Genomic DNA, 25,267 nt, shown 5'->3' on the forward strand with positions numbered 1-25,267 from the left:
GTCCAGCACGCACGGACCGGACGAAGGAGAGCGACATGACCGAGGTCAGCCAGGGCGCGGACGTCGAGCGGCTGCTGGTGATCAGCGGCCAGCTGGGCGCGCTGGCGCGCCGCTCCGACGACGTGCTGCAGACCGGCAACGCGCTCATGGTCACCCTGCAGGGCTCCTGGGCGGGGCGCGACCGCGAGCACTACGCGCAGGGCTGGTCGGCCGCCGGCTCCCGCCTGGCCCAGGCCTCCTCGCTGCTGGCCGAGTCGGCGCGCCGGCTGCAGCAGCAGGCCGATGCGCAGCACGCGGCGAGCCAGGCGGGCGGGGCGCCTCGCGGTGCGGCGCTGGGCCTCGCGGTCGGGTCGCTCGCCGGCGCGGCGGCCGGCGCGGAGGTCGGCTCGGAGGCCGACGCGGGGCAGATCCAGCACGACAACAACGACGCCCGGGACAGCGACAGCTGGATCATCGAGATGCTCGACAAGCACGGCTTCTTCGACCTCATCATCGACCAGGCGGCCGAGGACGTCACGCTCCCGCCCGGCGCCGACCCGGACGACCCGGAGATCCGGGAGATGCTCGCCACCCGGTCGGGTCGGGAGACCCTCGACTGGATGGCCCGCAACGGCATCAGCATCCAGCACGACCCCGGCGCCGAGGGCGCCCGGTACGACCCGAACGACAACGTCATGATCATCGGCGAGGGCGGCAGCGAGTCGATCATCCACGAAGCCGAGCACGCGCGGCACGACGCCGAGGACCTCACCCCGTCGGTCACCGAGGTCGACCGCGAGGAGTACGTCGACACCATGCTCGACCTCGAGGTGGACTGCGAGGTCGAGCGGGTCGAGTACATCCAGGAGATGCGCGAGATCGACCCCTCCTACGCGAGCGGCAACCGCTCCGTCGAGACCTACGAGCAGGCCTACGACGCGGCCGTGGCGGACGGTTCGTCGCCGGAGGAGGCCGAGGCCGCCGGGCACGAGGCCATCAAGCAGCTCTACCTCGACGGCGAGTACGTGCGGAGCAGCGACGAGCAGCGCTACGACGAGAGCTACGGCGAGTTCTGGGACCGCTGGAACTGAACCGGTGGTGCAGGATGACGCGGTGAGCACACCCACCTCGACGCGCACCCGCAGCGGTGTGCACCCGGCGTGGATCGTCGCCGGGGTGACCCTGGCGGCGCTCGTCGCGGCCGCCGCCTTCCGCTCCAGCACCGGCGTGCTCATGGAGCCGATCGAGTCCGAGATGGGCTGGAGCCGGACCACCACCTCCGGGGCGGTCAGCCTCAACCTCGTCGTCTACGGGCTGGTCGCCCCCTTCGCCGCCGCGATGATGGAGCGCTTCGGCATCCGTCGGGTGGTCACCGCGGCGCTGGTGCTCGTCGGGCTGGCCAGCGCGGCGACGACGGTGATGACCTCGCCGTGGCAGCTGTGGCTGCTGTGGGGCGGGGTCATCGGCATCGGCACCGGCTGCATGGCGCTGGTCTTCGGCGCGATCGTCGCCAACCGCTGGTTCGTCGCCCGCCGCGGGCTGATCACCGGTGTCTTCTCGGCGGCCAACGCCACCGGCCAGCTGGTCTTCCTGCCGGCCATCGCCTGGACCGCCACCCACCAGGGCTGGCGCTGGGCGGCGATGATCGTCGCCGGGCTGTCCCTGCTGGTCGCGGTGCTCGTCGCGCTCTTCCTCGTCGACCGGCCCAGCGACCGCGGCCTGGCCCCCTACGGCGTGGCCGAGGGCTACGCCGTCGAGCCGGCCGAGGACACCACCGCCGACCGCACCAACCCGGCGGTGCTGGCCGTCCGGGTGCTGCTGCAGTCCTCCCGGCGGTGGACCTTCTGGGCGCTGCTGCTCACCTTCGCCGTCTGCGGCTGGTCGACCAACGGACTCATCCAGACCCACTTCGTCCCGGCGGCGCACGACCACGGCATGCCGGCGACCACCGCGGCCGGGCTGCTGGCGCTGGTCGGGGTCTTCGACGTGGCCGGGACGATCGCGTCCGGGTGGCTCACCGACCGCATCGACGCGCGGATCCTGCTGGTCGTCTACTACGCCTTCCGCGGGCTCAGCCTGCTGGCCATCGACGCCGTGCTGGCGCCGCACGTCGAGCCGGGGATGTGGATCTTCATCGTCTTCTACGGGCTGGACTGGGTGGCCACGGTGCCGCCGACGGTCGCGCTGTGCCGGCAGCACTTCGGGATCGAGCGCTCCGGCATCGTCTTCGGCTGGGTCTTCGCCTCGCACATGGTCGGCGCCGGGATCGGCGCCTCGATCGCCGGCTGGGTGCGCACCAGCACCGGCAGCTACTCGGCGGCCTGGCTGTCGGCCGCGATCCTGTGCTTCGTCGCCGCGGCGATGTGCCTGACCATCCCGCGGCGCGGCCCGCAGGAGGCGGCCGCATGATCACGATGCGCCGGGCCGACCTCGACGCCCCCGAGCTGATCGCCTTCCTGGGGGATCATCTCGCGGCGATGGCGCCGACCGCGCCGCCGGAGAGTCGGCACGCCCTCGACCTCGACGGGCTGCGGGCCCCGGGGGTGCGGGTGTGGAGCGCCCATCTCGGGGCGGAGGCCGCGGCGCCGCTGGTCGGCACGGTCGCGCTGGCGGCCCTGGCCGAACCGGGCCACGAGGAGCTGAAGAGCATGCGCACCGACCCGGACCACCGGGGTCGTGGGATCGCCGGGGCGATGCTCGCGCACGTGCTGGCCGACGCCCGCGAGCGCGGGGTGGTGCGGGTCAGCCTGGAGACCGGCAGCATGGACTTCTTCGCGCCTGCACGGCGCTTCTACGCCGGCGCCGGGTTCGTGCCGTGCCCGCCCTTCGGCACCTACCGGGAGGATCCGAACAGCGTCTTCATGACGCGGGAGCTCTGAGGCGCGCGCCCCGGGCAGAGCCCTCGGGGCAGCGCTGGACGCTCAGGCGTCGCAGCTCAGGCGATGCCGATGGTCTCGCGGTCCTCGCCGGAGTCGATCGGCTTGTTCGTGTACTGGCCCATGCCCATCTTGCTCATGATCTTGTAGACCACCAGCGCGACGACGACGAGCACCCCGCAGATGATCCAGAAGATCATGCCGCCGCCGAGCGCGGCCACGGTGCCGAAGAGCGAGGCGATGAAGGCGATGATGCAGCCGGTCCACATCGCGGTGTGGGTGGCGTGGCCGAGGTCCTCAGCGGCGTGCGGGCCGGTGGGCGGGCCGGAGAGGCGCGGGTGCGAAGCCATGCCGTCATCATCCCACGACCCGGGGTCAGCCGGACGACCGGTCGCCCGTCTGCCGGTCCGCGACCAGCGCCCGCCGACGGATCTTGCCGTTGCCGGTGCGCGGCAGCGCCTCGACCAGGACCACCTCGCGGGGCTGCTTGTACGGCGCGAGCCGGGCCCGGGCGTGCTCCAGGACGGTGCCGGGGTCGAGAGATCCCGGCGCCTGCGGCACGACGAAGGCGGTGATGAGGCTGACCCCGTCGTCGCCGATCGGCACGGCGGCGACGGCGACCTCGGCGAGACCGGGGACGTCGGCCAGCGCCTGCTCGACCTCGGCGGGCGCGACCCGGTAGCCCATCGCCGTCATGACGTCGTCGGCGCGGCCGTGGTGGTGCAGGTAGCCGTCATCGTCGAAGGCGGCCAGGTCGCCGCTGACGAACCAGTTGCCGCGCAGCGCCTCGGCGCTCTCCTGGGGCCGCTGCCAGTAGCCGAGCATCAGCCCGGGATCGGTGCGGTCGACGGCGAGGCGCCCGACCGACCCCTGCGGCAGCTCGACCTCCCGACCCTGCTCGAGGGCCTCGGCGTCGAGGACGGCGACCCGTCGGCCCGGCTGGGGTCGGCCCGGGCTGCCGGGACGCACCGGCGTCTCGGGTCCGGCGGAGACGAAGGTGGAGATCTCGCTCATCCCGAAGGCCTCGTAGAGCGATCGGCCGGTGGCGTCGGTCCAGGCCTCCAGCACCGCGGGCGGCAGCGCCTCGCCGGCGACCAGGCCGTGCCGGAGGGTAGGCAGGCTGGTCCAGACCGCCGGGCCGCACTCGCGCAGCAGGTGCCGGTAGACGCCGGGGACGGCGGCGAAGAGCGTCGCCCCGGCCGCCGCGATCAGCCGCGGCCAGACCAGCCGGTCCCGCGGCCCGTCGTAGACGACCGCCGTGGCGCCGAGCGCCCACGGGTCGGTGAGCCCGACGCCGAGGGTGTAGGTCCAGCTGAGCGCGCCGGCGTGCAGCACGACGTCCTGCGGCCCGAGCCCGTACCAGCCCCGGTGCATCGGACGACGCCCCCAGGCGGAGCGGTGGGCGTGCAGCACCCCCTTTGGCCGGCCGGTGGTGCCGGAGGTGTAGGTGAGGAAGGCGGGCTCGTCGGGGTCGGTGGCCACGTGGTCCGGCAGGTCGTCATGTGTCGGCAGTGCGCCGTCGACGGCGTCGGCCGGGAGCACCGGCACCTGCTCCGGGACGGCGAGCGGCAGCGCCGGGTCGTGCACCACCGCCGCCGCACCCGAGTCGGCGAGGACGAAGGCGGCCTCGTCGGCGGTGAGCTGGTCGGAGACCGGGACGGCGACCAGCCCGGCAGACATCGCCCCGAAGAAGGCGATCGGGAAGGCGGCCCGGTTGCCCGTCCGCAGCAGCACCCGGTCACCGCGCTGCAGCCCGAACCCGGTCAGCCGAGCGGCGCAGGCGCGCACCGCGGTGTCGACCTGTGCGTAGGTCCAGCGGTCGGCGTCGAGGTGACCGTCGCGGTCGACCCCGTGCGCGACGAGGAGCGCGACGTGGTCTGGCCGGCGGGCCGCGGGATCGCCGACGCACCACCGGGCCATGGAGAAGGGGGTCGGTGCGGGCTCGGTGCCGGTCCGTGCTGAGGCTTCTCCCACGTCGGCAGGCTAGGCGGTCGGGTCACGCGGTCGGGCCGGACGGTCGGGCTCGGTGGTCAGGTCACGACCGGCGCGACCTAGGGTGGGCGCATGGCCCGCGTCCGCACCGTCAGCGACTCCGTCGACATCCCCGGGGTCACCCCGCAGCAGGTGTACGAGCAGATCAGCGACCCGACCCGGATGGGTCGGTGGAGCCCGGAGAACACCGGCGCGGTCGTTGAGCGCGGCGAGGGCAACCTCATCGTGGGCGACGTCTTCGTCGGCAGCAACGCGCGCGGCGGGCGCCGCTGGCACACCCGCTGCGAGGTGAGCGCGGCCGAGCCGGGCGCGCGGTTCGCCTTCGACGTCGTCGCCTGGGGGCTGGGCTCGCCGCGGCTGCGGCTGCCGGTCGCCGGCTGGGAGTACCGGATGGAGCCGGTGGGCGACGGCACCCGGGTGACCGAGACGTGGACCGACCACCGGGGATGGCCGGACGTGGTTGCCGGGGTGTTCGACCGCGCGGCGACCGGCGGGCGCACCTTCGCGCAGTGGCAGGAGGGCAACATCTCCCGCACCCTGGCCCGGCTGCGCGACGACCTCGCCACCGCCACCTGACCTGCCACTCCCCTTCGCCCCTTGCCCCCCTCCCTTCGTCAACTGCCCGGGCAGTTGACGCAGAAGGGGTGAAAACTGCCCGGGCAGTTGCGGGCGGTGGGGCGAAACTGCCCGGGCAGTTGCGCAGAAGGGGGAGGGTCAGGCGGCGCGGCGGGCGGCGGCGCGCTCGCCCTGGCGCTTGCGCACCCGGGCGACCGGACCGGGGAGCGGCTCGCCGCCCTTGTCCACCCGACCGCCGACGAAGAGCATCACCCGGTCGTAGACCGGGCGGGCGAAACGCTTGCCGTAGAAGGCGAAGCGGGCCTCGCCGTCCGGCAGCACGAGGTGCTTCCCGGCGCGGATCTGGGCATAGGCGCTGCTGGCGACCTGGGCCGCGGTGCGCGGGGCGTCGGTGATCAGCGAGGTCGCGGTCTGCTCCATCTCCACGTCCTTGCCGTGCAGCGACTCGTGCAGGTTGGTCCGGAAGAAGGAGGGGCAGATCGCCGAGACGGTGATCCCGGCCGGGGCGAGCTCGGCGCGGGTGGTCTCGGCGAGGGCGACGACGCCCGCCTTCACCGCGTTGTAGGCGGACATCGCCGGCGGGTGCACCAGACCGGCCGCCGAGGCGGTGACGACGATCCGGCCCGACCCGGCCTGCTTCATCATCGGCACGAAGCTGTGGAAGCCGCGCACCACGCCGAGCAGGTTGATGTCGACGATCCGCTGCCAGTCCTCCAGCGAGGTCACCTCGATCCGACCGCCGACGGCGATGCCGGCGTTGAGCACGAGCAGGTCGAGGCCGCCCCACCGGGTCTCGACGTCGACCCGTGCCTCGTCCCACTGCTCGTCGACGCGCACGTCGAGGCGGCGGTACTCGACGCCCTCGGGCAGGCCGGCCGGGGTCTGCTCGTGGACGTCGGCGACGAGCACCCGGGCACCGTCGGCGGCGAGCAGCCGGACGAGCTCGAGCCCCAGCCCGGAGGCGCCCCCGGTGACGAGGCAGCGGGCGCCGGCCATCGAAGCCAGGTCGCGGTTCAGCAGGTTCATGCGGTGTCCCTTTCGTCGGGTCCGTCGCCGGCGGGAGGCCGGGGCGGGGTGGTCTGGTCGGTGGTCTGGTCGAGCTCGGCGTCAGCCGCGTCGTCAGAGGTCTCGTCGGTCTCGTCGCCCGCCATGCCGGCCAGCTCGGCGAGCCGGGTGTCGCGCTCCAGCGGGATGCCGAGCACCTGCGCGTGGCCGGCCATGATGAACCACACCGACTCGCTGGCCAGGTGCACCAGCAGCTCGCGCGGCGGCGGGGTGGTCTGGGCGACCCAGCGGCGCACGGTGCCGACGACGGCCTCGACGAGCCCGTGCACGAGGGGGTCGACGGTGGCTCGTTCGGCCGGGCTGACCTGCACCCCGTAGTCGTCGAGCGCGCCGTGCACGATGTGCGTGACCACCTGGGCGATCTCGGAGATGCCGCGCTGCACCGGCCCGTCGGACAGCCGCGCGCCGGAGTCGATGATCCGCAGCAGCGACGGGTGCGCCTCAGCCCAGCCGACGTAGACGCCGATGGCGTCCCGGATGAGCGTGATCAGCGTCTTGGCGGTGTCCAGCTCGAGCAGGATCTCGCGGGCGAGGCGGTGCGCCACCTCGACCTGCATCGCCACCTCGAGCTCGCGGCGGTCGGCGAAGTAGCGGTAGACCGCCGGCCGTCGCAGCCCGGCCCGCACCGCGATCTGGTCCAGGGTCACCGTCGCCCCGGGGGCGTGGTCCTCGGCGACCTCCAGGGCTGCGTCGAGGATCAGCCGTCGTCGGGTGCGGTTGTGCTCGGCCCAGCGCGCTCGCCGGCCGTCCCGGGTGACCTCGCCCTGGGCGAGCGGGGCGTCGTCGGAGGTGGTGCTCACCGGGCCAGCTCCAGCAGCTCGTCGCGCGCGACCACCTTCGCCCGGTCGGCGCCACGCGCCTCGCCACGGCGCCGCTCCTCGGCGTCGATGCGTCGCCAGCCGCCCTCGTCGACGACCTGGACCCCGCGCTCGGCGAGCAGCGCGTCGACCGCGCTCCGGCCGCGGCGCGGCGGCGGGACGAGGCCGGCGTCGAGGTCGTCGACGAGGCTGGTCACGCTCTCCTGGGCGCACGCCTTGTTCGTGCCGATGAAGCCGCGCGGCCCGCGCTTGATCCACCCGGCGACGTAGCGGCCCGGGCGCACCCGGCCCTGCTCGTGCGGCACCGTGCCGGCCGCCTCGTCGAAGGGCAGGCCGGGCACCGGAACTCCCCGGTAGCCGACGCTGCGCAGCACCAGCCCGGCCGGGACGTGCTCGACCGTCTCCGTCGGCTCAGCACGCACCGCCCCGCTCTCGTCGGTGACCAGGCGGGTGCGGGCGACGTCGACACCGGTGACCCGGCCGTCGCCGGTGATCCGCACCGGGGCGGCGGTGAAGCGCAGCACGATCCGGCGGGGGTGGCCCTGCTCCGGGGTCGCGGCGATCTCGGCGAGCAGCCGCGAGGCCGGGTCGTCCCCGGCCAGGCTGCCCTTCGGCGCCTCGACGACGATTTCGACGTCGGGCAGGGTGCGCAGCCCGACCAGCTCGGGCACGGTGAAGGCGGCCTGCGCCGGGCCGCGACGGCCCAGGACGAGCACCTCGCGCACCGCACCAGCCGCGAGGGCGTCGAGCGCCGGTGCGGCGATGTCGGTGGCCGACAGCGCGGCCGGGTCGGCGGTGAGCACCCGGGCGACGTCGAGGGCGACGTTGCCGTTGCCGATGACGACGACCCGTTCGTGGTCCAGCCGCGGACCGTCCTGGGCGTCCGGGTGGCCGTTGTACCAGGCGACGACCTCGGTGGCCGAGGTCGAACCCGGCAGGTCCTCGCCGGGGATGCCCAGGCTGCGGTCGGCCGAGGCACCGACGGTGTAGATCACCGCGTCGTAGCTCGCGCCGAGCTCCTCGTCGGTGACGTCGCGCCCGACCTCGACGCCCAGCCGGTAGGTCACCCGCGGCTCGGACTCGATCTTGCGGAAGAGGATCTCCACGAGCTTGGTCCGCTGGTGGTCCGGTGCCACCCCGGCCCGCACCAGGCCGTACGGCGTCGGGACGCGGTCGTAGATGTCCACCGCGCTCACCTCGGGGTGGCGCAGCAGCTCGTCGGTGGTGAAGAGCCCGGCCGGTCCGGCGCCGACGACGGCGACCCGCAGTCGCCGGTCGCGGTCGCGCAGCCGGCGCTGCTGCGGCACGAGGGCCATCGGCTGCCGTTCGTCGTGCGGGTTCTCCTCGTAGTAGGCGGCGTTCATCGCGACGAAGGCCTCCTCCCCCTTCGTCAGGGCGGTGACGGGCTTGATCGCGTCCACCGGGCAGGCGGTGACGCAGGCGCCGCAGCCGACGCAGGTGCGCGGGTCGACGTACAGCATCTCGGTGGTGCCGAAGCCGGGCTCGCCCGGCGCCGGGTGGATGCAGTTGACCGGGCAGGCGACGACGCAGGAGGCGTCGACGCAGCACGACTGGGTGATGACGTGGGGCATGGCACTCCCGGGGAGGGATGGTCCGCGGGCGCGGACGGGCGGGGCGAAGGGGGTGGGTCGGGCCTCAGGCGGCGGCCGAGGCGGGCTCGCTGCGGTAGCGCGAGGGGCGCCCGTCGATACCCATGCGCCGCCACAGCCGGCGGGCCGGCCGGTTCATGATGCCGATGTCCTCGCAGAGGGCGCGCACGTCGGCGAAGAGGTCCCGCAGGAACTTCCGCGAGCTGTCCGAGCCCCAGAACATCTCGGCGTAGACCTCGTCCGGCAGCCCCATGTCGCGGCGGGCGCGGGCCGAGGGCTTCATGATCTCGTCGCACAGCCAGCGCATGATCAGCGGCGTGAGCACCGAGAGGAAGGCGCGCTGCCCGCGACCCATGCCCTGCGTGGTGTTGCGCAGGTAGTGGTGCGCGAAGCCGATGTGGCGGGCCTCCTCGGCGACGTGGATCTGCATGATCCGCTGCACCAGCGGGTGCATGGCGTGCTCGGAGCGCAGCAGCGACTTCTGCAGGTGGTCGATCGGCTCCTCGCCGGCGAGCACCCCGACGAAGAAGGCCACCGGCAGCACCCGGGCGAACTGCGGCAGCAGCATGCCCACCGCGCGGAAGACCACCGAGCCGCCGGCCACGGGCATCCCGGAGCGGTTGACGAACTCCTGGAACATCTGGGTGTGGTGGCACTCCTCCGTCGCCTCGTGCGTGGAGTAGCGGAAGGAGCGGTCGTTGTTCGGCAGGCCGAAGGCGTAGTTCATCAGGCCGCTGATGAGGATCTGCTCGAACTGCAGACCGACCTTCATGATGTTCGCCTGCCGGTAGAGACCCACCCGGGCCTGCTCCTGCGGCGAGAGCGCCTGGTACCAGGGGTGACCGCCGACGATGTCGTGCGCCGGGAGGACGAAGCGCGGGTCGTGCGGGTCGATCTCGTAGGCGTCCCAGTCGATGTCGACGAAGGCGTCGAAGTGCTGCTCTACCGAGGCCTCGGACAGCTCGAGCAGCGAGGCCTGGTAGCTGTCGTCGTCGGCGGGCACCCGGTAGTTCGGGATCTGCTGCGTGCTGGTCATCCTGCTCACCTCGTTGAGAGCGGTTGGCGTCGCCGCCAAGTTACTCTCGCGTAGCCAGCGCTGTAAATACCCGGGACACCATGTATCACCTAATGGTGGGTGGTGGCTCAGGTGGGCGAGCCCCGGCTCGCGTGGGCGAGCCCGGTCAGAGGTGGCGAGCCCGGGCCCGGGTGGGCCGATGACCTCGAAGGGGGCGGGCCCCCCCCCTTCGGTCACATCTCCTCGTGCAGGTCCGGGTCCCCGTCGAAGAGCCTGCCGTCCTCGCGGGCGAGCCCGCCGATGGCGGAGACCTCGGCAGAGGTGAGCGCGACCTGCGCGGCCGCGAGGTTCTCCTGCTGGCGCTGCGGGCTGGTGGACTTCGGCAGCGGGAGCGAGCCGACCGCCAGGTGCCAGGCGAGGATGACCTGGCCGGGGGTGGCGCCGTGGGCCTGCGCGGCGGCGACCACCGGGGCGGCGTCGAAGGGGGCCTCGCGCTTGCCCATCGGCGACCAGGCCTGGGTGAGGATGCCCCGCTCGGCGTCGGCGGCGCGCTGGGCGTCCTGCGGGAAGAGCGGGTGCAGCTCGATCTGGTTGATCGCCGGGGTGACGCCGGTGGCCTCGACGAGGGCGTCGAGGTGGGCGGCGGTGAAGTTGCTGACCCCGATGTGCCGGACGAGCCCGGCCTGCTGGGCGTCGATGAGGCCTTCCCAGGCGGTGACGAAGAGGCCCTGGGACGGGTTGGGCCAGTGGATGAGCACCGCGTCGAGCTCGTCGAGCCCCATGATCTCGAGCGAGGTCTCGATGCTGCGGCGCGCGTTGCCGTGGTCGCGGCCGGGGATCTTCGTCTGGATGAAGAGCTCGTCGCGCGGGACGCCGCTGGCGCGCACGGCCTCGGCCACCTCGCGCTCGTTGCGGTAGTTCACCGCGGTGTCGAGCAGCCGGTAGCCGACCTCGATGGCCGAGCGGATCGCGGCGACGCCGTCGTCGCCGCGCAGTGGGTAGGTGCCGAAGCCAATCGCGGGCAGGGTGGTGCCGTCGGCGAGGGAGCGGGTGGTCTGCGTCATACCTCCACCGTAGGTCGCGCGACCGGGGGCGCGCGTGGCGGGGAGGTCGCCGCGCGCACGTGAAGCAGCGGGCGGACCTTCAGCGTCGGGTCGCGCCACCCATGAGCCGCTGCATCACCGGCCAGTACCGCCCGGGTAGCACCCGGGCGAGGATGTCGAGCGCCTTGGCGTCCTTGCCGATGAGCAGCCGCGGACGTCGCGCGATCGCCGCCTCGAGGATCTCCTCGGCCGCCTGGTCCGCCGGGTAGGAGAGCATCTTGGCGAAGGCGCGCTGGTGCCGCGCCGCCTCCTCCGGGTCGACGTCGGCGGCCACCCGGGCGTTGCGGGCGATCCCGGTGCGGATCCCGCCGGGATGCACGCTGGTCACCCCCACCGGCGCACCCAGCGAGGCGAGCTCGCTGCGCAGCGACTCGGAGAAGCCGCGCAGCCCGAACTTGCTCGTCGAGTACGCCGACTGCCCCGCCGGACCGACGAGCCCGAAGAGGCTCGAGGTGTTGACGACGTGACCGCGCCGGTTGTCGAGCATGAAGGGGAGCACCGCCCGGGTGATCCGGATCGGCGCCAGCAGGTTGATCTCCAGCAACCCGTCGAAGTCGTCCGGCGAGGTCTGCTCGAAGGTGCCGCCGAGCGCCACCCCGGCGTTGTTGACCAGCAGCGTGATCTCCGGGTGAGTCTCGACCACCTCGGCGACCACCGCGTCGGTGGCCGTGCGGTCGGCGAGGTCCACCGGGTAGGTGGTCACGCTCGCCGCCGGAGCCTGGGCGTCGATCTCGGCGGCCACCCGGGCCAGCCCCTCGGCGTCCCGGTCCAGCAGCACGACGTCACCGCCGCGGCGGCACCACCCCTTCGCCAGGTGCTCGCCCATCCCGCCGGCGGCGCCGGTGATCAGCGCCAGGGCACCGGTCGGTTCCAGCGCGGGGAGCTCCCCGCGCCGGTGCCTGCCGCTCACGCAGGGACCTGCTCGGCGAGGTCGCCGGCCGAGCCGTCCACGTTGCTCGAGCTGCCGGGCAGCGCCAGCTCCGCCGGGGCGTGCGCGGTGGCCGGCAGGCGGACCCCGTCGGCGCCCTCGGGGAGGAAGAACATGTCCTCGGTGACGTCCGCCGCGCGGAAGATCCGCACGTCCCGCACGTAGCTCTGCGGCATCGTCCACGGGGCACGGTCACCCGCCTTCGGGAAGGCACCGATGGCCCGCTGCACGTACCCCGCGGACAGGTCGAGGATCGGCTTGGCGGTCATCCCCTCCGGCGCCACCGGCATCGCCACCCCGTAGCCGTTGTCGCGCATGTGCCGCACCAGCCGCGCGACGTAGGTGCTCACCAGGTCGGCCCGCAGCGTCCACGAGGCGTTGACGTAGCCGACGGTCATCGACACGTTCGGGACGCCGCCGACCATCAGCCCGCGGTAGGCGAAGGTCGTGGCCAGCGGGGTGTGCTCGCCGTCGACGTCGAAGTCGATGCCGCCGAGCGCCTTGAGCCGCAGCCCGGTCGCGGTGACGACGACGTCGGCCTCGATCACCCGGCCGTCGGTGAGTCGGACCCCTTCGGGGACGAAGCGGTCGATGTGCCCGGTGGCCATCTCGACGGCCCCGCTGCGGATGACCTCGAAGAGGTCGCCGCTGCGCACGGCGCACAGGCGCTGGTCCCACACGTCGTACGGCGGGGTGAAGTGCTCGTCGATGGTCTCCTGCGGCAGCCGGCGACGCAGGTCGCCCATGACGATCTGCTTGGCGGCGGCCGGGCGCACCCGGGAGAGCTGGTAGAGGAAGCCCTGCATGATGAGGTTCTTCGCGCGGGCGATGGTGTGCACGACCTTCGCCGGCAGCACCCGGCGCAGGCCCTGGACCATCGCGTCGCGCTCCGGGACCGCGAAGACGTAGCTCGGGGTGCGCTGCAGCATCGTCACCTGCTCGGTGGTCTCGGCCAGCGCCGGGACGAGGCTGACCGCGGTCGCGCCGGAGCCGATGACGACGACCCGCTTGCCGTCGGTCTGCAGATCCTCCGGCCAGAACTGCGGGTGCACGATGTCGCCGCGGAAGTCCTCGCGCCCGGCGAAGCCCGCGTCGTGCGGCGCGTCGTAGTCGTAGTAGCCGCTGCCCAGGTGCAGGTAGCTCGTGGTCACCTGCCGACGGACCGGGCCGTCGTCGCCGGTCGTCTCGATCTCGACGGTCCAGCGCTGCTCCGGGGTGGACCAAGAGGCGGCGACCACCTGGCAGCCGTGGTGGGTGCGGCGGTCGATCCCGTACTGCCGGGAGGTCTCCCGGAGGTAGTCGAGGATCGAGGCCCCGTCGGCGATCGCCTGCTCCCCGGTCCACGGGCGGAAGGGGAAGGAGAGGGTGTACATGTCCGAGTCGGAGCGCACGCCCGGGTAGCGGAAGAGGTCCCAGGTGCCGCCGGTGGCCTCGCGACCCTCGAGGAGGGCGAGCTCGATGCCCGGGTTGTGCTCGAGGATGCGGACCGCGGCACCGATGCCGGACAGGCCGGCGCCGACGACGAGCACGTCGACGTGCTCGGGCAGGTGCGCGGCGCCCTGGGCGGATCCGGTGGTCGAAGGGGTGGTCTGGGTCATCAGGTCAGCCTGCCGTCTCGGTGGTCGGGGTGGGCGTGCTCGGGGTGCTCTGGCCGGACGTCCCGGCGGCGGGCGCAGCCGGGCTCGTGCCGCCGACCGAGGTCTCGTCGCGGGCGAAGGTCTCCTCGGCCACCTCGACGATGAGCTCGGGGTGGTCGATCTGCGGGCAGTGCCCGCTGTCCACGAGCGGGACGTGGGTGACCCCGGGCAGGCGCTTGCGGGCGGTCTCCGCCTCGCTCGGCAGCAGCAGCCGGTCGTGGTCGCCCCAGGCGATCGTCATGGGCACGCGGGGCCGGCCGCGGAAGCGAAGCGGGATGGCGCGCACGAAGTGCGGCCAGAAGCCCGGGGAGCGGCGCAGGTTGAGGGTGTCGCCGACCGCGTCCTCGGTGGTGATCTTCTCCGGGTAGCGGTAGAGGGCGCCCATGACGAGCTTGCGGCGGGCGGGGGTGCCGTTGAGCCAGCGGTGCAGCGCGGTCGGCAGGTGGCTGCCGATCTTCATGAAGAGCAGCTGCGGCCCGGTGACGAGCACGAGGTGGTGCGGCGGGAAGAAGCCGGCCGGGGAGAGCGCGGTGGCGGTGCGCACGGTGCCGCGGGAGGCCAGCAGCAGGGCGAGGTAGCCGCCGAGCGAGTTGCCGACGACGTGCGGGCGGCGGATGCCGAGGTCGCGGAAGAGGCGCTCGAGCTGCTCGGCGGTGCTGCGCATCGACCACCCGTCCGGACGCTCCGGGGCGGGGCTGCGGCCGAAGCCGGGGAGGTCGACGACGACGACGTCGTGGCCCCGTTCGTGCAGCAGGCGGGGGACCTCGCCCCAGGCCTCGCGGCGGTGGCCGATGCCGTGGATCAGGACGACCGGCTCACCGGGCCCCTGCAGACGGTCGTGCGCGATGGTGCTCCTCATGCCCACCCATGTTACTCACGAGTCAGGAAGATGCGACCCATCCGGTGCCGCGACTCCTCCGAAGCCCTGTCACCACCTGCTGGCAACGCTGCTGGCGGGTCGACCCGAGCATCGGAGGATTCTCATGCGCACGATCGCACGCCGCACGCTCTCCGCCACCGCACTCATGGCTGGCGCCGGACTGGCCCTCACCCCGGGGGCTTCGGCCTCGACGGTGGACGAGGGTGTCATGACCGCCGACCTCACCCAGCTCAACGACTCCGGCGCCTCGGGCACCGCGTGGGTCTGGGCAGAGGGCGACGAGGTCAAGGTCAAGATCGAGACCCAGGGGCTGCTCGCCGACTCGCCGCACGCCCAGCACCTGCACGTCGGTGGCGACAGCGAGTGCCCGCCGGCCGACGAGGAGGGCGAGGGCCCCAACGGTGAGCTCCGCACCAGCGACGCCGCCGAGTACTACGGGGACATCGTCGCCAGCCTCACCACCGAGGGCGACTTCTCGCCGGACAGCGGGCTGGCCGTCGATCGCTTCCCGGTGGGTGACAGCTACACCTACGAGCGCACCATCACCGACGCCGACGTCGCTCAGGGGATCCGCGACGGCGAGGCGGTCATCGTCGTGCACGGCGTGGACCACAACGGGAACGGCAGCTACGACGGGCCTGCCTCGGACCTCGACCCGGAGCTGCCCGGCGAGGCCACCAACCCGGCCATGTGCGGCGAGGTCACCGACCAGATGGGCGCGATGCCCGAGGGCGGCGTCGACACCGGCATGGGCGGCACCCAGGACGGGAGCGACGGCATGGTCGCCGCTGCCGGCGCCACCGCGGTCCTGGCCGGGGCCGGCGGCCTGATGATGCTCGGCCGTCGCCGCGCCACCCAGGCGAGCCGCTGAGCATGAGCACACCGACGGGCCGCGGCCGGCGCACCATCGCGCTGGCCGCGGCCTGCGTCGCCGCGCTGGTGCTCGGCGCGGTCGCCCTCACCCTGGGCCTGCGTGGCGGGGACCCGCCACCGGAGGCTGGGGCGTCTGCGAGCTCCGAACGCTCGGCAAGCACCTCAGATATGAGCCCGGGCACGAGTGCCGGGGAGGAGCAGGATGGCCCGGGCGCCGAGCAGCCGACCCGCGCCGACACTCCGCCGCCCTCCGCCGAGGTGTCCTCGGGACCAGCGTCGACAGTGGTCCTGCCACGCTCCCGGCCCACCCGTCTGGAGGTTCCGGGTATCGGGGTCGACCAGCGCGTCTTCGACGTCGGGCAGCAGGCGAATGGCGAGCTCGAGGTCCCCGAGGGGGACCAGGTGGACGACGTCGGCTGGTATCGGCAGTCCCCCACGCCCGGCCAGCTCGGCCCCGCGGTGCTCCTGGGACACGTCGATGGCGAGAGCGGCCCGTCGGTCTTCTACCGCCTCGGCGAGCTGACCGACGGGGATGAGGTCACGGTCCGCCGCGAGGACGGTCGCGACGCCACCTTCGAGGTCTACGACGTGCAGCGCTACCCCAAGGACGAGTTCCCCACCGAGGCGGTGTACGGCAACACCGAGGAGCCCGAGCTGCGGTTGATCACGTGCAGCGGGGACTTCGACTCCGAGACCGGGCACTACCTGGACAACACGGTCGTCTCGGCGCGCTTGGTCGGCTGACGCTCTCTCCCCTTCCGCACCTCCCCTACGACACGAGCTACCACGCAGTAAGTGCTGTGATCGCGACACGTACTGCGTGGTAGCCGGGTCGTCAGGTGGGCGCGTCGAGGCAACGCCCGGGGTGGGTCGGTCCTCGGTGGGTCAGTCCTCGGTGGGGTCGGCGTCCTGGTCGGCCTTGGTCGGGTGCACCCGGCCGTGGACGTGCTCCGGCGGCCCGTAGAGGCTGTAGACCTTGAGGTCGACGTCGCCGATGTTCGTGACGTTGTGCCACGACCCGGCCGGCACCATTATGATGTCGTCGTCGCCGACCTCGCGGTCGAAGGAGAGGTCGTCCTCGGCCGGGCCCATCTGCACCCGGCCGCGACCCTCCTCGACACGGATGAACTGGTCGTGGTCCTCATGCACCTCGAGCCCGATGTCGTCCCCGGGCTTGATCGCCATGACGGTCAGCTGGAGGTTCTTCCCGGTCCAGATGGTGGTCCGGTAGTTGGTGTTCTCGAGGGTCTTGGCCTCGATGTCGACGACGAAGGGGTTCGGCCCGGCGTCGACGGGTTCGGACGAGACGGTCATGGTGTCCTCCTCGGATCTCGGGTGATGCTTCAGTGTGTCGCTGTCGGCGGCGCCCGGCCAGGGCCGGTGCGCCCGTGCAGGTCAGGCGCCCCGGGCTCAGGCCCGGCTGGCGACGCTCAGGCTCGGGCCAGGTCCGGCACGTCGATCTGATCGCCGGCCTCGACCGGGCCGTCGGCCACCTTCGTCGCGGCGATGGTGGCCTCGTCGCCGGCCGGAGCGGCGCTGCGGATGAGGTGGTCGAAGGCGCCGAGGGCGGCGGTGGACCCGGCACCCAGGGCCACGACGATCTGCTTGTACGGGGTGACGGTCGCGTCGCCCGCGGCGAAGACGCCGGGGACGCTCGTGGCGCCCTGCTCGTCGATGACGATCTCGCCGCGCTCGGTGAGCTCGACCGGCCCGTCGGCCAGCCACTCGGTGCTCGGCAGCAGGCCGATCTGGACGAAGACACCGTCCAGCTCGGTGGTCTCGGCCGGGCCACCGTCGCGCGGCTCGTGCACGAGGCCGGTCACGGTGGAACCGTCGCCGGCCACCTCGGTGGTGCGTCGCCCGAGGCGCACGTCGACGTTCGGCAGGCTGCGCAGGGTGCGCTGCAGCACCTCGTCGGCACGCAGCTCGTCGAGGTACTCGACGACGGTGACGTGGCCGACGACGCCGGCGAGGTCGATGGCCGCCTCCACGCCGGAGTTGCCGCCGCCGACGACCGCGACCCGCTTGCCCTTGAAGAGGGGCCCGTCGCAGTGCGGGCAGAAGGTGACGCCCTTGTTGCGGTACTCCTCCTCGCCGGGCACGCCCATGGTGCGCCACCGGGCGCCGGTGGCCAGGACGAGCGAGCGGCCGCGCAGGGTGGCCCCGGAGGCGAGGTCGACGCGCACCAGGCCGTCGTCACCGGCCGGGGTGAGCCCGGCGGCCCGCTGGCCCTTGACGACGTCGATGTCGTAGTCGTGGACGTGCCGCTCCAGGTCGGCGGCCAGGGTGGGGCCGTCGGTGCCGGGCACGGAGACGAGGTTCTCGATGGACATCGTGTCGTTGACCTGGCCGCCGAGGCGGTCGGCGACCAGCCCGGTGCGGATCCCCTTGCGGGCGGCGTAGATCGCCGCGGAGACCCCGGCCGGGCCGCCACCGAGGACGAGCACCTCGTAGGGCTCGCGCTCGGAGATCGCGGCGGCCGCCTGCTCGGCGCCGGTGCCGCCGGTGAGCTCGTCGAGCTTCGCGACGATCTCGGCCAGCTCCATCCGGCCGGAGCCGAAGGGCTCGCCGTCCAGCGTCATCGTCGGCACGGCCATGACCTGCTGCCGGTCGATCTCGTCCTGGAAGAGCGAGCCCTCGACGGCGGTGTGCCGGATCCGCGGGTTGAGCACGCTGAGCGCGTTCATCGCCTGCACCACGGTCGGGCAGTTCTGGCAGCTCAGCGACATGTACGTGACGATCTCGTGCTCGCCCTCGATCGCCCGGGCGGCGGCCATGGTCGCCTCGTCCTCCTTGACCGGGTGTCCGCCGACCTGCAGCAGCGCCAGCACCAGCGAGGTGAACTCGTGGCCCAGCGGGATGCCCGCGAAGGAGACGGCGACGTCGCTGCCGGTGCGGGCGACGGCGAAGGAGGGGGCCCGCTCGGCGCGCTCGTCACCCTCGGCCTCCCGGTGGGTGACCTGGGCGGACATGCCGGCGATCTCGGTGAGCAGCTCGCGCAGCTCGGTGGACTTCGGACGCTCGTCGTAGGTGGCGACGAGCTCGATCGGCTCGACGACCTTCTCCAGGTAGGCGGCGAGCTGGGTGGCGAGGGTGGTGTCGAGAGCCATGACGATCAGTCCTTCACGGGCGGTGGGTGGCGCGGCGAGGTGTCGCCCCTGGCAGCGCGGGGCGGCAAGGGGACCGGCCCCCGTCGTCGACCGGGGCAGGGGGATGGTGACGACGGGGGCCGGCCGGTGGGGTCCGTCGCGGCGTGGCGACGGAGGGTGCGGGTGGCTCAGATCTTGCCGACGAGGTCCAGGCTCGGGGCGAGCGTGTCCTCGCCCTCCTCCCACTTCGCCGGGCAGACCTCGCCCGGGTTGTTGCGCACGTACTGGGCGGCCTTGACCTTGCGGACGAGCTCGCTGGCGTTGCGGCCGATGCCCTCGGCGGTGACCTCGGCGAACTGGACGATGCCGTCCGGGTCGACGAGGAAGGTGCCGCGGTTGGCCAGGCCCTCGTCCTCGCGGAGGATCTCGAAGCCGCGGGAGATCCGGCCGGTCGGGTCGCCGAGCATCGGGTAGCCGATCTTGCCGATGGTCTCGGAGGTCTCGTGCCACGCCTTGTGGGTGAAGTGGGTGTCGGTGGAGACGCCGAAGACCTCGACGCCCAGGCCCTTGAGCTCCTCGTAGTGGTCGGCCAGGTCGCCGAGCTCGGTCGGGCAGACGAAGGTGAAGTCGGCCGGGTAGAAGAAGAAGATCGCCCACTTGCCGGCGATGTCGTCCTGCGAGAATTCCTTGAACTCGCCGCCGACGTAGCCGGTGGCCGAGAAGGGCTGGATCTGGGTGTTGATCAGGGACATGCGCGTGCTCCTGTCGCATCGAGGTCGGTCGTCGTTCCGGTCGACGTGCACGGCGTCGGCGAGATGCCGGGCTGGTGCGCACGGAGCGCCGCACCGGTGGGGCGCTTCCTTGGAACGGTTCCAGATTAGTCGGTGGAGGTGGGCGATGCAAGCCGGCGCGTGTCGACGCCGGATCCACCAACGTCGTTGCTGCTCAACCCCCTTCGTCATCACACGGGACCGGTCCGGACAGGCCGCAGGCTCAGGCCTCGTGGGTGACCCGCCCCCCGACGAGGGTGCTGACCACCCGCGCGCCGCGCAGGCGCGCAGCGGCGTCGGCCGAGGCCGCCGGGTCGAGCACGTCGACGTCGAGGAAGGGGTCCTCGGCCAGCAGCGCCAGGTCGCCGCGCTCGCCGACCCGCAGCCAGCCGCCGTCGGTGGAGGCGGCCAGGGCATGGTTCGGCGAGAGCGCCTGGTCGGGCATCCATGGCGGCCGCTCGTCGCCGCTGCGGTGCACCGCCGCGGCCATCGTCTCCCAGGGGTCGAGCCGGGCGACCGGGGCGTCCGAGCCCATCCGCAGCTCCACCCCGGCGTCGCGCATCGAGGCGAAGGCGAAGCAGCGGTCCAGCCGGTCCGGCCAGAGCGCCTCCATGATGTCCCGGTCGTCGAGCAGGTGCGCCGGCTGCACGCTGGCGGCGACCCCGAGCGCGGCCATCCGCGGCAGGTCCTCCATCCGCACCAGCTGGGCGTGCTCGATGGTGCCGCTGGCGCCGGAGGCGGCGTAGGCGTGCAGCGCCTCGCTGAGCGCCGCGTCGCCGATGGCGTGCACCGCCGCGGACAGCCCGCCGCCGGCCGCGCGGCGCAGCAGCGAGGTGAGCTGCTCCAGCGGCACGTTGACCTTGCCGAAGGGCTTGGGCAGCACGTCGTCGGTGACGAAGGGCTCGCAGCAGAAGGCGGTCCGGGTGTTCAAGGAGCCGTCGCTGATGATCTTCAGCGGGCCCATCGTCACCAGCCCGGACTCGTCGAGGACGTCGCCGCTGGCCAGGCCGTCGTCGAGCACCTCGTCGAGGGTCGGCGGGTAGGTCGCCGGGCGGATCCGCAGCTGGTCGAAGCCGGCCGCCACCCAGCGCGGCCACTCCCGCCACGGCCGGCCGCCGTACTCGAGGTCGACGAAGCCGACCACACCGCGGCTGGCCGCACGGCGCAGCACGACGTCGGTGCTGTCCCGGATCGCCCGCTGGTTCTGCGGCAGCTCGCCGAGCCGGGACCACATGCCGAACCACTCGTCCTCGTCGACGTGCCCGGGGCGCACCGGCTCGCCGAGCGCGCGGTAGGCGGCGGTGCTCAGCCAGCCGCCGTGGCAGTCGCCGCTGATGAGCACCACCGGCCGGTCGCCGCAGACCGCGTCCAGCTCGGCGGTCGACGGCAGCCGGGACCAGCCGGCCAGCCGCCAGCCGTACCCCTCCAGCAGGGTGCCCTCGTCCTCCGGGTCGAAGGGAGCGGTCGCCAGGTGGGTGGCGATGCGGGAGACGACCTCCTCCGGCCCCTCGGTGCCGGTGACGTCGACCCGTCGCTCGACCGCGGCCCACTGGCCCATGTGCACGTGCTGGTCCCACAGGCCCGGCACCACCCAGGTGCCGCTCGCGTCGAGGACCTCGGCCCCCTTCGTCCGCAGCCGCTCGCCGCGCTCGACGACGTAGCCGTCCCGCAGCCGCAGGTCCACCGGACCGAGGCCGAGCGCGCCGGCCGGGCGGGCACCGCGGACGAGCAGGTGCGCGGGGATCTCGACGGTCATGAGCCGCACGATAGCCACGGGTCGGGGCGGGTCCGTGCAGCGGTTGGCTCACCTGGTTCACTGGCCGCATGAGCGAGGTCCTCGTCGTCGCCGCGCACGCCACCGAGGTGGCGCACGTCCCGGACGACGTCCCGGTGCTCATCACCGGGATGGGCAAGACGCTGGCCGCGGTCCGGCTGACCCGGGCGCTTGCCGAGCACCCCCGTCGTGACGACCTCGTCGTCGTCAACCTCGGCACCGCCGGGTCGCTGCGGCCGGGCGTGCGCGGGGTGCACGAGATCGGCACCGTGCTCAACCACGACCTGTCCGCGGAGCCGATCCGCCAGCTCGGCATCGACCCCCGCGAGCGGCTGGTGCTCGACGCCAGTCGGCCGACGGTGCTGGCCAGCGGCGACCTCTTCGTCACCGACGAGGTGGTCCGGGACCGGCTCGCCGAGCAGGCGCAGCTGGTGGACATGGAGGGCTACGCGGTGGCGCTGGCCTGCGAGGAGATGGGTGTGCCGGTGCACCTGGTCAAGGACGTCAGCGACGACGCCGACGAGGACGCGCACGACTGGTCCTACGCGGTCGACGCGTGCGCCCACCGGCTGGCCGGGTGGTTGCGCGAGCACCTGGACGACCTGCGCAGCGAGGGTGATCCCCGATGAGCGCGACGGGCGACGCCGGCCGCGCGCTGCTGCTCGGCTGCGGCGAGCTGGGCGCACGGATCGGTCTGGGGCTGGACGCTGCCAGCCGCGACGTCGTCGGCGTGCGCCGGCACGCCGACCGGGTGCCCGACCCGATCCGCGGGCTCTCCCTCGACCTGACCGACGAGGCCCGGGCGCTGCCCGACCTGCCCACCGACGTGCTGGTCGTCTGCCTCACCGCGGACGCCCGGGACGCCGACGGCTACCGACGGACCTATCTCACCGGCATGCGCCGCGGGCTGGAGGCGGTGGCACGCGCCGGGCGGCCGCGCCGGGCGCTGCTGGTCTCCTCGACGAGCGTGTGCGGGGACGTCGAGGGCGACGTCGACGAACGCACCCCCGCACGGCCCGAGCGGGAGACCGCGCGGGTGCTGCACGAGGCCGAGCAGCTCTTCGCCGAGCTGCTGCCGCACGGCACGGTGCTGCGGCCCTCCGGTCTCTACGGCAACCGCACCCCGCGGGTGGTCGACCAGGTCCGCCGCGGCGAGAACCCCGACCCGGGGCGGATGACGAACCGGGCGCACCGCGAGGACGCCGCGGGCGCCGCGGTGCACCTGCTCACCCGGGACGAGGAGCCCGAGCCGCTGTACCTGGTGACCGACGACCGGCCGTGCCCGGCGGGTGAGCTGCGCGCCTTCGTCGCCGAGCGGCTGGGGCTGGCGTGGGAGGCGGCCGAGGTCGAGCCGCACGGCAAGCGGCTGCGCAACGACCGGCTGCGGGCCACCGGCTGGGTGCCGCGCTACCCCACCTTCGTCGAGGGGTACGGCCCGCTCGTTGACGCCGCACGCTGACTCCTCGCGCCGGTCACGACAGCGCACGCGCGTCCCCCTGGCGTCGACAATCCTAGGAATGTCGCGCCGGCCCGGCGGCGCGCGCGGTCCAGGGCGACATTCCTGCGGCGCGACCGCGTCCCCTGGGCCACCGGTGCCGTCGACCTGTCTAGCGACGGCCGCGCGGAGCGAGCCCGTCGAGCGGGTCCCCGTGGTCGTCCTCGTCGCGCGGGTCCGGCTCGGCCGGGGCTCCGGGGCGGTACCCGGATGGCCTGGCCCTCGGGGCGGACGGGGACGGCGAAGGGGGTACCTCGCCCCCTGACACGGTGGACGCCGCGCCCGCCGGTGACTGGACGAGAACGACGTGCAGCTCGTGCACCTTCGCGGCGAGGATGACCAGCGCCACGCAGACGAAGGCGGCAGCCACCATCATCAGGATCACGGCGAGCGTGATCGAACCCCAGGCCTCGTCGAGGTCGAGGGGGCGCGTCGAGTAGAAGGGGTTCCTCGCCTGGATACCGGCGGCTATGCCGACGACGCACGACAGCGCCCACGCGACGATGCCGCAGACGAGGTAGGGCACCGGATCGGCGCGGGCCATCCCCCTCCCGGAGGTCGCCGCTTCGCTGGGCTGGGGATCCGGGGCCATGCCGCCATGCTGCCCGCTCGGCACCCGTCGCGGGCGGGAAGAACGCGCCTGGCCACGACGTTGGAGCGGCCATGATGACCCAGGTCTACGGTTTCGAGCGGTACGAGCGGGCCCGGCGCTACTACGAGGACACCCAGTACCTCGAGGCGGCGCGCGAGCTCGAGGAGCTCTTCACCGAGATCGCCGCGGCGCGTGGCGCGGAGAGCCCGGTCCCCGGCGAGGGGTCGCCAGAGGACATGAGCCACGGGTCCCCGGCGCAGGCCGGCCAGGGGGCGTCAGGCGCGGCTGCCGGTGGGCCGGACGCCGCCAGCGACCCGGTCGGCCACGGTCTGGCCGAGGTGCGCCTGCTGCTGGCCCGGTCCTACTTCCGCTCGGCGCAGCTCACGCGTGCCGAAGGGGCGGCCCGGCAGGTCATCGCCGAGGACCCGCAGGACGCCTACGCCCACCTGCTGCTGGGGCGCACCCTGCAGCGCGCCGGCCGCTCCGACGAGGCCGCCGGCCCGCTGCGCCTGGCCCAGCTGCTCGGTGGCTACGACACCGGCTCCGGCGGCTCGGCGATGGACGTCGACGACGCCCCCTTCTGACCCCTTCGCACGCCTCGCCCGACCCCACCAGGCCCTCGAAGCACCGCCCTAGAGCGCGCGCTACCACGCAGTAAGTGTCGTGATCACAGCACTTACTGCGTGGTAGCCGGGTTCTTAGGCGCGCGTCTGGGGCAGCACGAAGGGGGAGGGGCGGTGAGGAAGGGGGTGGTCAGCCGGCGCTGGGGTGGGTCATGTCGGCCGGGACCACCCACGCGTCGAAGTCGTCGCCGTCGACACCGGAGGCCACGGCCGCCTCGCGCAGCGAGGTGCCCTCCTTGTGCGCCTTCTTTGCGATGGCCGCGGCCTGGTCGTAGCCGATGTGCCGGTTCAGCGCGGTGACGAGCATGAGGTTGGACTCGAGGTTCGCCTCGATCCGCTCGCTGATCGGCTCCAGCCCGCTGGCGCAGTGCTCGTCGAAGGAGACGCAGGCGTCGCCGAGCAGCCGCGCCGACTCCAGCACCGCGTGCGCCATGACCGGCTTGTAGACGTTGAGCTGGAAGTTGCCCTGGCTGCCGGCGAAGCCGACCGTCGCGTCGTTGCCGAAGACCCGGGTGGCGACCATCGTCATCGCCTCGGCCTGGGTCGGGTTGACCTTGCCCGGCATGATCGAGGAGCCCGGCTCGTTCTCCGGGATCGCCAGCTCGCCGATGCCGTTGCGCGGGCCGGAGGCGTACCACCGCACGTCGTTGGCGATCTTCATCAGCGCGCCGCCGAGGGTGCGCAGCGCGGAGCTGACCTGCACCAGCGGGTCGTGCGCCGAGAGGTTGGCGAAGAGGTTGTCGGCCTGCTGGAAGTCGTGACCGGCCTCGGCGGAGATCTTCGCCGCGCACAGCCGCCCGAAGTCGGGGTGGGCGTTGAGCCCGGTACCGACGGCCGTGCCGCCGATGGCCAGGTCGCGGGCGCGCTCGTCGGCGTGCCGGACCCCTTCGAGGGCGAAGTCGAGCTGGGCCACCCAGCCGCCGATGACCTGGCCGAGGGTGACCGGTGTGGCGTCCTGCAGGTGGGTGCGCCCGACCATGACGACGTCCGCGTACGTCTCGGCCTTGGCGGCGAGGGTGTCGCGCAGCTGCTGCACCCCCGGGTAGAGGGTCTCGGCGAGCTCGAGCACGACCGCGATGTGCATGGCCGTGGGGAAGGTGTCGTTGCTCGACTGGCCACGGTTGACGTGGTCGTTGGGGTGCACCGGGGTCTTGCTGCCCATCTCGCCGCCGGCGATCTCGATGCCGCGGTTGGAGATGACCTCGTTGGAGTTCATGTTCGACTGCGTGCCGGAGCCGGTCTGGAAGACCACCAGCGGGAAGTGCTCGTCGAGGTCGCCAGCGATGACCTCGTCGCCGGCCCGGGCGATGAGGTCGGCGACGTCCTGCGGCAGCTCGCCGAGCTCGGCGTTGGCCTGCGCGGCGGACTTCTTGAGGATGCCGAGGGCGCGGATCATCGTGCGCCCCCAGACGAAGGTGTCCCGGCCGATGTCGAAGTTGCCGAGGCTGCGCTGCGTCTGCGCCCCCCAGTACCTGTCGGCGGGCACCTCGATGGTGCCCATGCTGTCCTTCTCGGCGCGCATCTGGCTCATGCCGCCAGCCTAGCCACCGCGCTCACCCGCGGCCGGGCGAG

Annotated in this window: 25 protein-coding genes; 9 read left to right on the forward strand and 16 right to left on the reverse strand. The window is 73.3% G+C overall.

Going from position 1 to position 25,267, the window contains the following annotated elements; translation table 11 throughout:
- Positions 1-35 precede the first annotated feature (35 nt).
- Genes BJY28_RS03930 through BJY28_RS03940 form a run of 3 tightly spaced genes read left to right on the forward strand, consistent with a single transcriptional unit; the run spans position 36 to position 2,858 of the window.
- Positions 36-1,070, forward strand: coding sequence for a hypothetical protein (locus BJY28_RS03930; RefSeq protein ID WP_179461848.1), 1,035 nt, complete (start codon positions 36-38; stop codon positions 1,068-1,070).
- A gap of 22 nt (positions 1,071-1,092) precedes the next feature.
- Complete coding sequence (locus BJY28_RS03935; RefSeq protein WP_179461849.1) at positions 1,093-2,388, forward strand: MFS transporter; 1,296 nt, start codon at positions 1,093-1,095, stop codon at positions 2,386-2,388.
- On the forward strand, positions 2,385-2,858 hold the full coding sequence (locus BJY28_RS03940; protein WP_179461850.1) for a GNAT family N-acetyltransferase: 474 nt from the start codon (positions 2,385-2,387) through the stop codon (positions 2,856-2,858). The genes BJY28_RS03935 and BJY28_RS03940 overlap by 4 nt, the downstream gene beginning before the upstream one ends.
- Before the next feature lie 56 nt (positions 2,859-2,914).
- On the opposite strand, the gene BJY28_RS03945 is transcribed toward BJY28_RS03940, so the two are convergent.
- Positions 2,915-3,205, reverse strand: a complete 291-nt coding sequence (locus BJY28_RS03945; protein ID WP_179461851.1) for a hypothetical protein — start codon at positions 3,203-3,205, stop codon at positions 2,915-2,917.
- Between the two features lie 25 nt (positions 3,206-3,230).
- The gene (locus tag BJY28_RS03950) at positions 3,231-4,829 is read right to left on the reverse strand and encodes a class I adenylate-forming enzyme family protein (protein WP_343036950.1); all 1,599 of its coding nucleotides are present in this window, start codon (positions 4,827-4,829) and stop codon (positions 3,231-3,233) included.
- A 90-nt stretch (positions 4,830-4,919) separates the two neighbouring features.
- Between BJY28_RS03950 and BJY28_RS03955 the strand changes: the two genes are divergently transcribed.
- Positions 4,920-5,423 (forward strand): SRPBCC family protein, encoded by a 504-nt coding sequence (locus BJY28_RS03955; RefSeq protein WP_179461852.1) that lies wholly within the window; start codon positions 4,920-4,922, stop codon positions 5,421-5,423.
- A gap of 138 nt (positions 5,424-5,561) precedes the next feature.
- On the opposite strand, the gene BJY28_RS03960 is transcribed toward BJY28_RS03955, so the two are convergent.
- The 8 genes from BJY28_RS03960 to BJY28_RS03995 form a co-directional block, all read right to left on the reverse strand.
- Positions 5,562-6,449, reverse strand: coding sequence for an SDR family NAD(P)-dependent oxidoreductase (locus tag BJY28_RS03960; RefSeq protein WP_179461853.1), 888 nt, complete (start codon positions 6,447-6,449; stop codon positions 5,562-5,564).
- A complete protein-coding gene (locus BJY28_RS03965; RefSeq protein WP_179461854.1) occupies positions 6,446-7,288 on the reverse strand; it encodes a TetR family transcriptional regulator in 843 nt (280 codons plus the stop codon). Before BJY28_RS03965 ends, BJY28_RS03960 begins: the two co-directional genes overlap by 4 nt.
- On the reverse strand, positions 7,285-8,898 hold the full coding sequence (locus BJY28_RS03970) for an FAD-dependent oxidoreductase (protein ID WP_179461855.1): 1,614 nt from the start codon (positions 8,896-8,898) through the stop codon (positions 7,285-7,287). The genes BJY28_RS03965 and BJY28_RS03970 overlap by 4 nt, the downstream gene beginning before the upstream one ends.
- 64 nt (positions 8,899-8,962) lie before the next feature.
- Positions 8,963-9,952 carry an AurF N-oxygenase family protein gene (locus tag BJY28_RS03975; protein ID WP_179461856.1) on the reverse strand — a complete coding sequence of 330 codons (990 nt, stop codon included), beginning with the start codon at positions 9,950-9,952 and terminating at the stop codon, positions 8,963-8,965.
- A gap of 212 nt (positions 9,953-10,164) precedes the next feature.
- Positions 10,165-10,995 (reverse strand): aldo/keto reductase, encoded by an 831-nt coding sequence (locus BJY28_RS03980; protein WP_179461857.1) that lies wholly within the window; start codon positions 10,993-10,995, stop codon positions 10,165-10,167.
- 79 nt (positions 10,996-11,074) lie between these two features.
- Positions 11,075-11,944, reverse strand: coding sequence for an SDR family NAD(P)-dependent oxidoreductase (locus BJY28_RS03985; RefSeq protein ID WP_343036951.1), 870 nt, complete (start codon positions 11,942-11,944; stop codon positions 11,075-11,077).
- Positions 11,941-13,560 (reverse strand): flavin-containing monooxygenase, encoded by a 1,620-nt coding sequence (locus BJY28_RS03990; protein ID WP_179461858.1) that lies wholly within the window; start codon positions 13,558-13,560, stop codon positions 11,941-11,943. Before BJY28_RS03990 ends, BJY28_RS03985 begins: the two co-directional genes overlap by 4 nt.
- A 4-nt stretch (positions 13,561-13,564) precedes the next feature.
- Positions 13,565-14,458 carry an alpha/beta fold hydrolase gene (locus tag BJY28_RS03995; RefSeq protein ID WP_179461859.1) on the reverse strand — a complete coding sequence of 298 codons (894 nt, stop codon included), beginning with the start codon at positions 14,456-14,458 and terminating at the stop codon, positions 13,565-13,567.
- Between the two features lie 124 nt (positions 14,459-14,582).
- Here BJY28_RS03995 and BJY28_RS04000 point away from each other — a divergent pair, with 124 nt between their 5' ends.
- Both BJY28_RS04000 and BJY28_RS04005 read left to right on the forward strand, forming a co-directional pair.
- Positions 14,583-15,350: a CHRD domain-containing protein gene (locus tag BJY28_RS04000; RefSeq protein ID WP_179461860.1), complete on the forward strand. Its 768-nt coding sequence runs from the start codon at positions 14,583-14,585 to the stop codon at positions 15,348-15,350.
- Positions 15,351-15,352: 2 nt separating this feature from the next.
- A complete protein-coding gene (locus tag BJY28_RS04005) occupies positions 15,353-16,096 on the forward strand; it encodes a class F sortase (protein ID WP_179461861.1) in 744 nt (247 codons plus the stop codon).
- 141 nt (positions 16,097-16,237) lie between these two features.
- Here the strand turns inward: BJY28_RS04005 and BJY28_RS04010 are convergent, their stop codons facing one another.
- The 4 genes from BJY28_RS04010 to BJY28_RS04025 form a co-directional block, all read right to left on the reverse strand.
- Positions 16,238-16,666 carry a cupin domain-containing protein gene (locus BJY28_RS04010; RefSeq protein ID WP_179461862.1) on the reverse strand — a complete coding sequence of 143 codons (429 nt, stop codon included), beginning with the start codon at positions 16,664-16,666 and terminating at the stop codon, positions 16,238-16,240.
- A 116-nt stretch (positions 16,667-16,782) separates the two neighbouring features.
- Entirely contained in the window at positions 16,783-18,462 is a 1,680-nt protein-coding gene (gene ahpF / locus BJY28_RS04015; protein WP_179461863.1) for an alkyl hydroperoxide reductase subunit F, read from the reverse strand.
- A 167-nt stretch (positions 18,463-18,629) separates the two neighbouring features.
- Positions 18,630-19,193 (reverse strand): alkyl hydroperoxide reductase subunit C, encoded by a 564-nt coding sequence (gene ahpC, locus BJY28_RS04020; RefSeq protein ID WP_179461864.1) that lies wholly within the window; start codon positions 19,191-19,193, stop codon positions 18,630-18,632.
- A gap of 241 nt (positions 19,194-19,434) precedes the next feature.
- Complete coding sequence (locus BJY28_RS04025; protein ID WP_179461865.1) at positions 19,435-20,967, reverse strand: amidohydrolase; 1,533 nt, start codon at positions 20,965-20,967, stop codon at positions 19,435-19,437.
- A 68-nt stretch (positions 20,968-21,035) separates the two neighbouring features.
- On the opposite strand from BJY28_RS04025, the gene BJY28_RS04030 reads away from it, so the two are divergent.
- Positions 21,036-21,614 carry a nucleosidase gene (locus BJY28_RS04030; RefSeq protein WP_179461866.1) on the forward strand — a complete coding sequence of 193 codons (579 nt, stop codon included), beginning with the start codon at positions 21,036-21,038 and terminating at the stop codon, positions 21,612-21,614.
- Positions 21,611-22,444 carry a Rossmann-fold NAD(P)-binding domain-containing protein gene (locus BJY28_RS04035; protein WP_179461867.1) on the forward strand — a complete coding sequence of 278 codons (834 nt, stop codon included), beginning with the start codon at positions 21,611-21,613 and terminating at the stop codon, positions 22,442-22,444. The genes BJY28_RS04030 and BJY28_RS04035 overlap by 4 nt, the downstream gene beginning before the upstream one ends.
- Positions 22,445-22,592: 148 nt before the next feature.
- Here the strand turns inward: BJY28_RS04035 and BJY28_RS04040 are convergent, their stop codons facing one another.
- On the reverse strand, positions 22,593-23,072 hold the full coding sequence (locus BJY28_RS04040) for a hypothetical protein (protein ID WP_179461868.1): 480 nt from the start codon (positions 23,070-23,072) through the stop codon (positions 22,593-22,595).
- 71 nt (positions 23,073-23,143) lie between these two features.
- Between BJY28_RS04040 and BJY28_RS04045 the strand changes: the two genes are divergently transcribed.
- A complete protein-coding gene (locus BJY28_RS04045; protein WP_246313337.1) occupies positions 23,144-23,656 on the forward strand; it encodes a tetratricopeptide repeat protein in 513 nt (170 codons plus the stop codon).
- 169 nt (positions 23,657-23,825) lie between these two features.
- Here BJY28_RS04045 and fumC read toward each other — a convergent pair whose 3' ends face one another.
- Positions 23,826-25,226 carry a class II fumarate hydratase gene (gene fumC / locus BJY28_RS04050; RefSeq protein WP_179461869.1) on the reverse strand — a complete coding sequence of 467 codons (1,401 nt, stop codon included), beginning with the start codon at positions 25,224-25,226 and terminating at the stop codon, positions 23,826-23,828.
- Positions 25,227-25,267 lie beyond the last annotated feature (41 nt).

It is taken from the genome of Janibacter alkaliphilus (genome assembly GCF_013408565.1).
Classification (GTDB): Bacteria; Actinomycetota; Actinomycetes; order Actinomycetales; family Dermatophilaceae; genus Janibacter; species Janibacter alkaliphilus.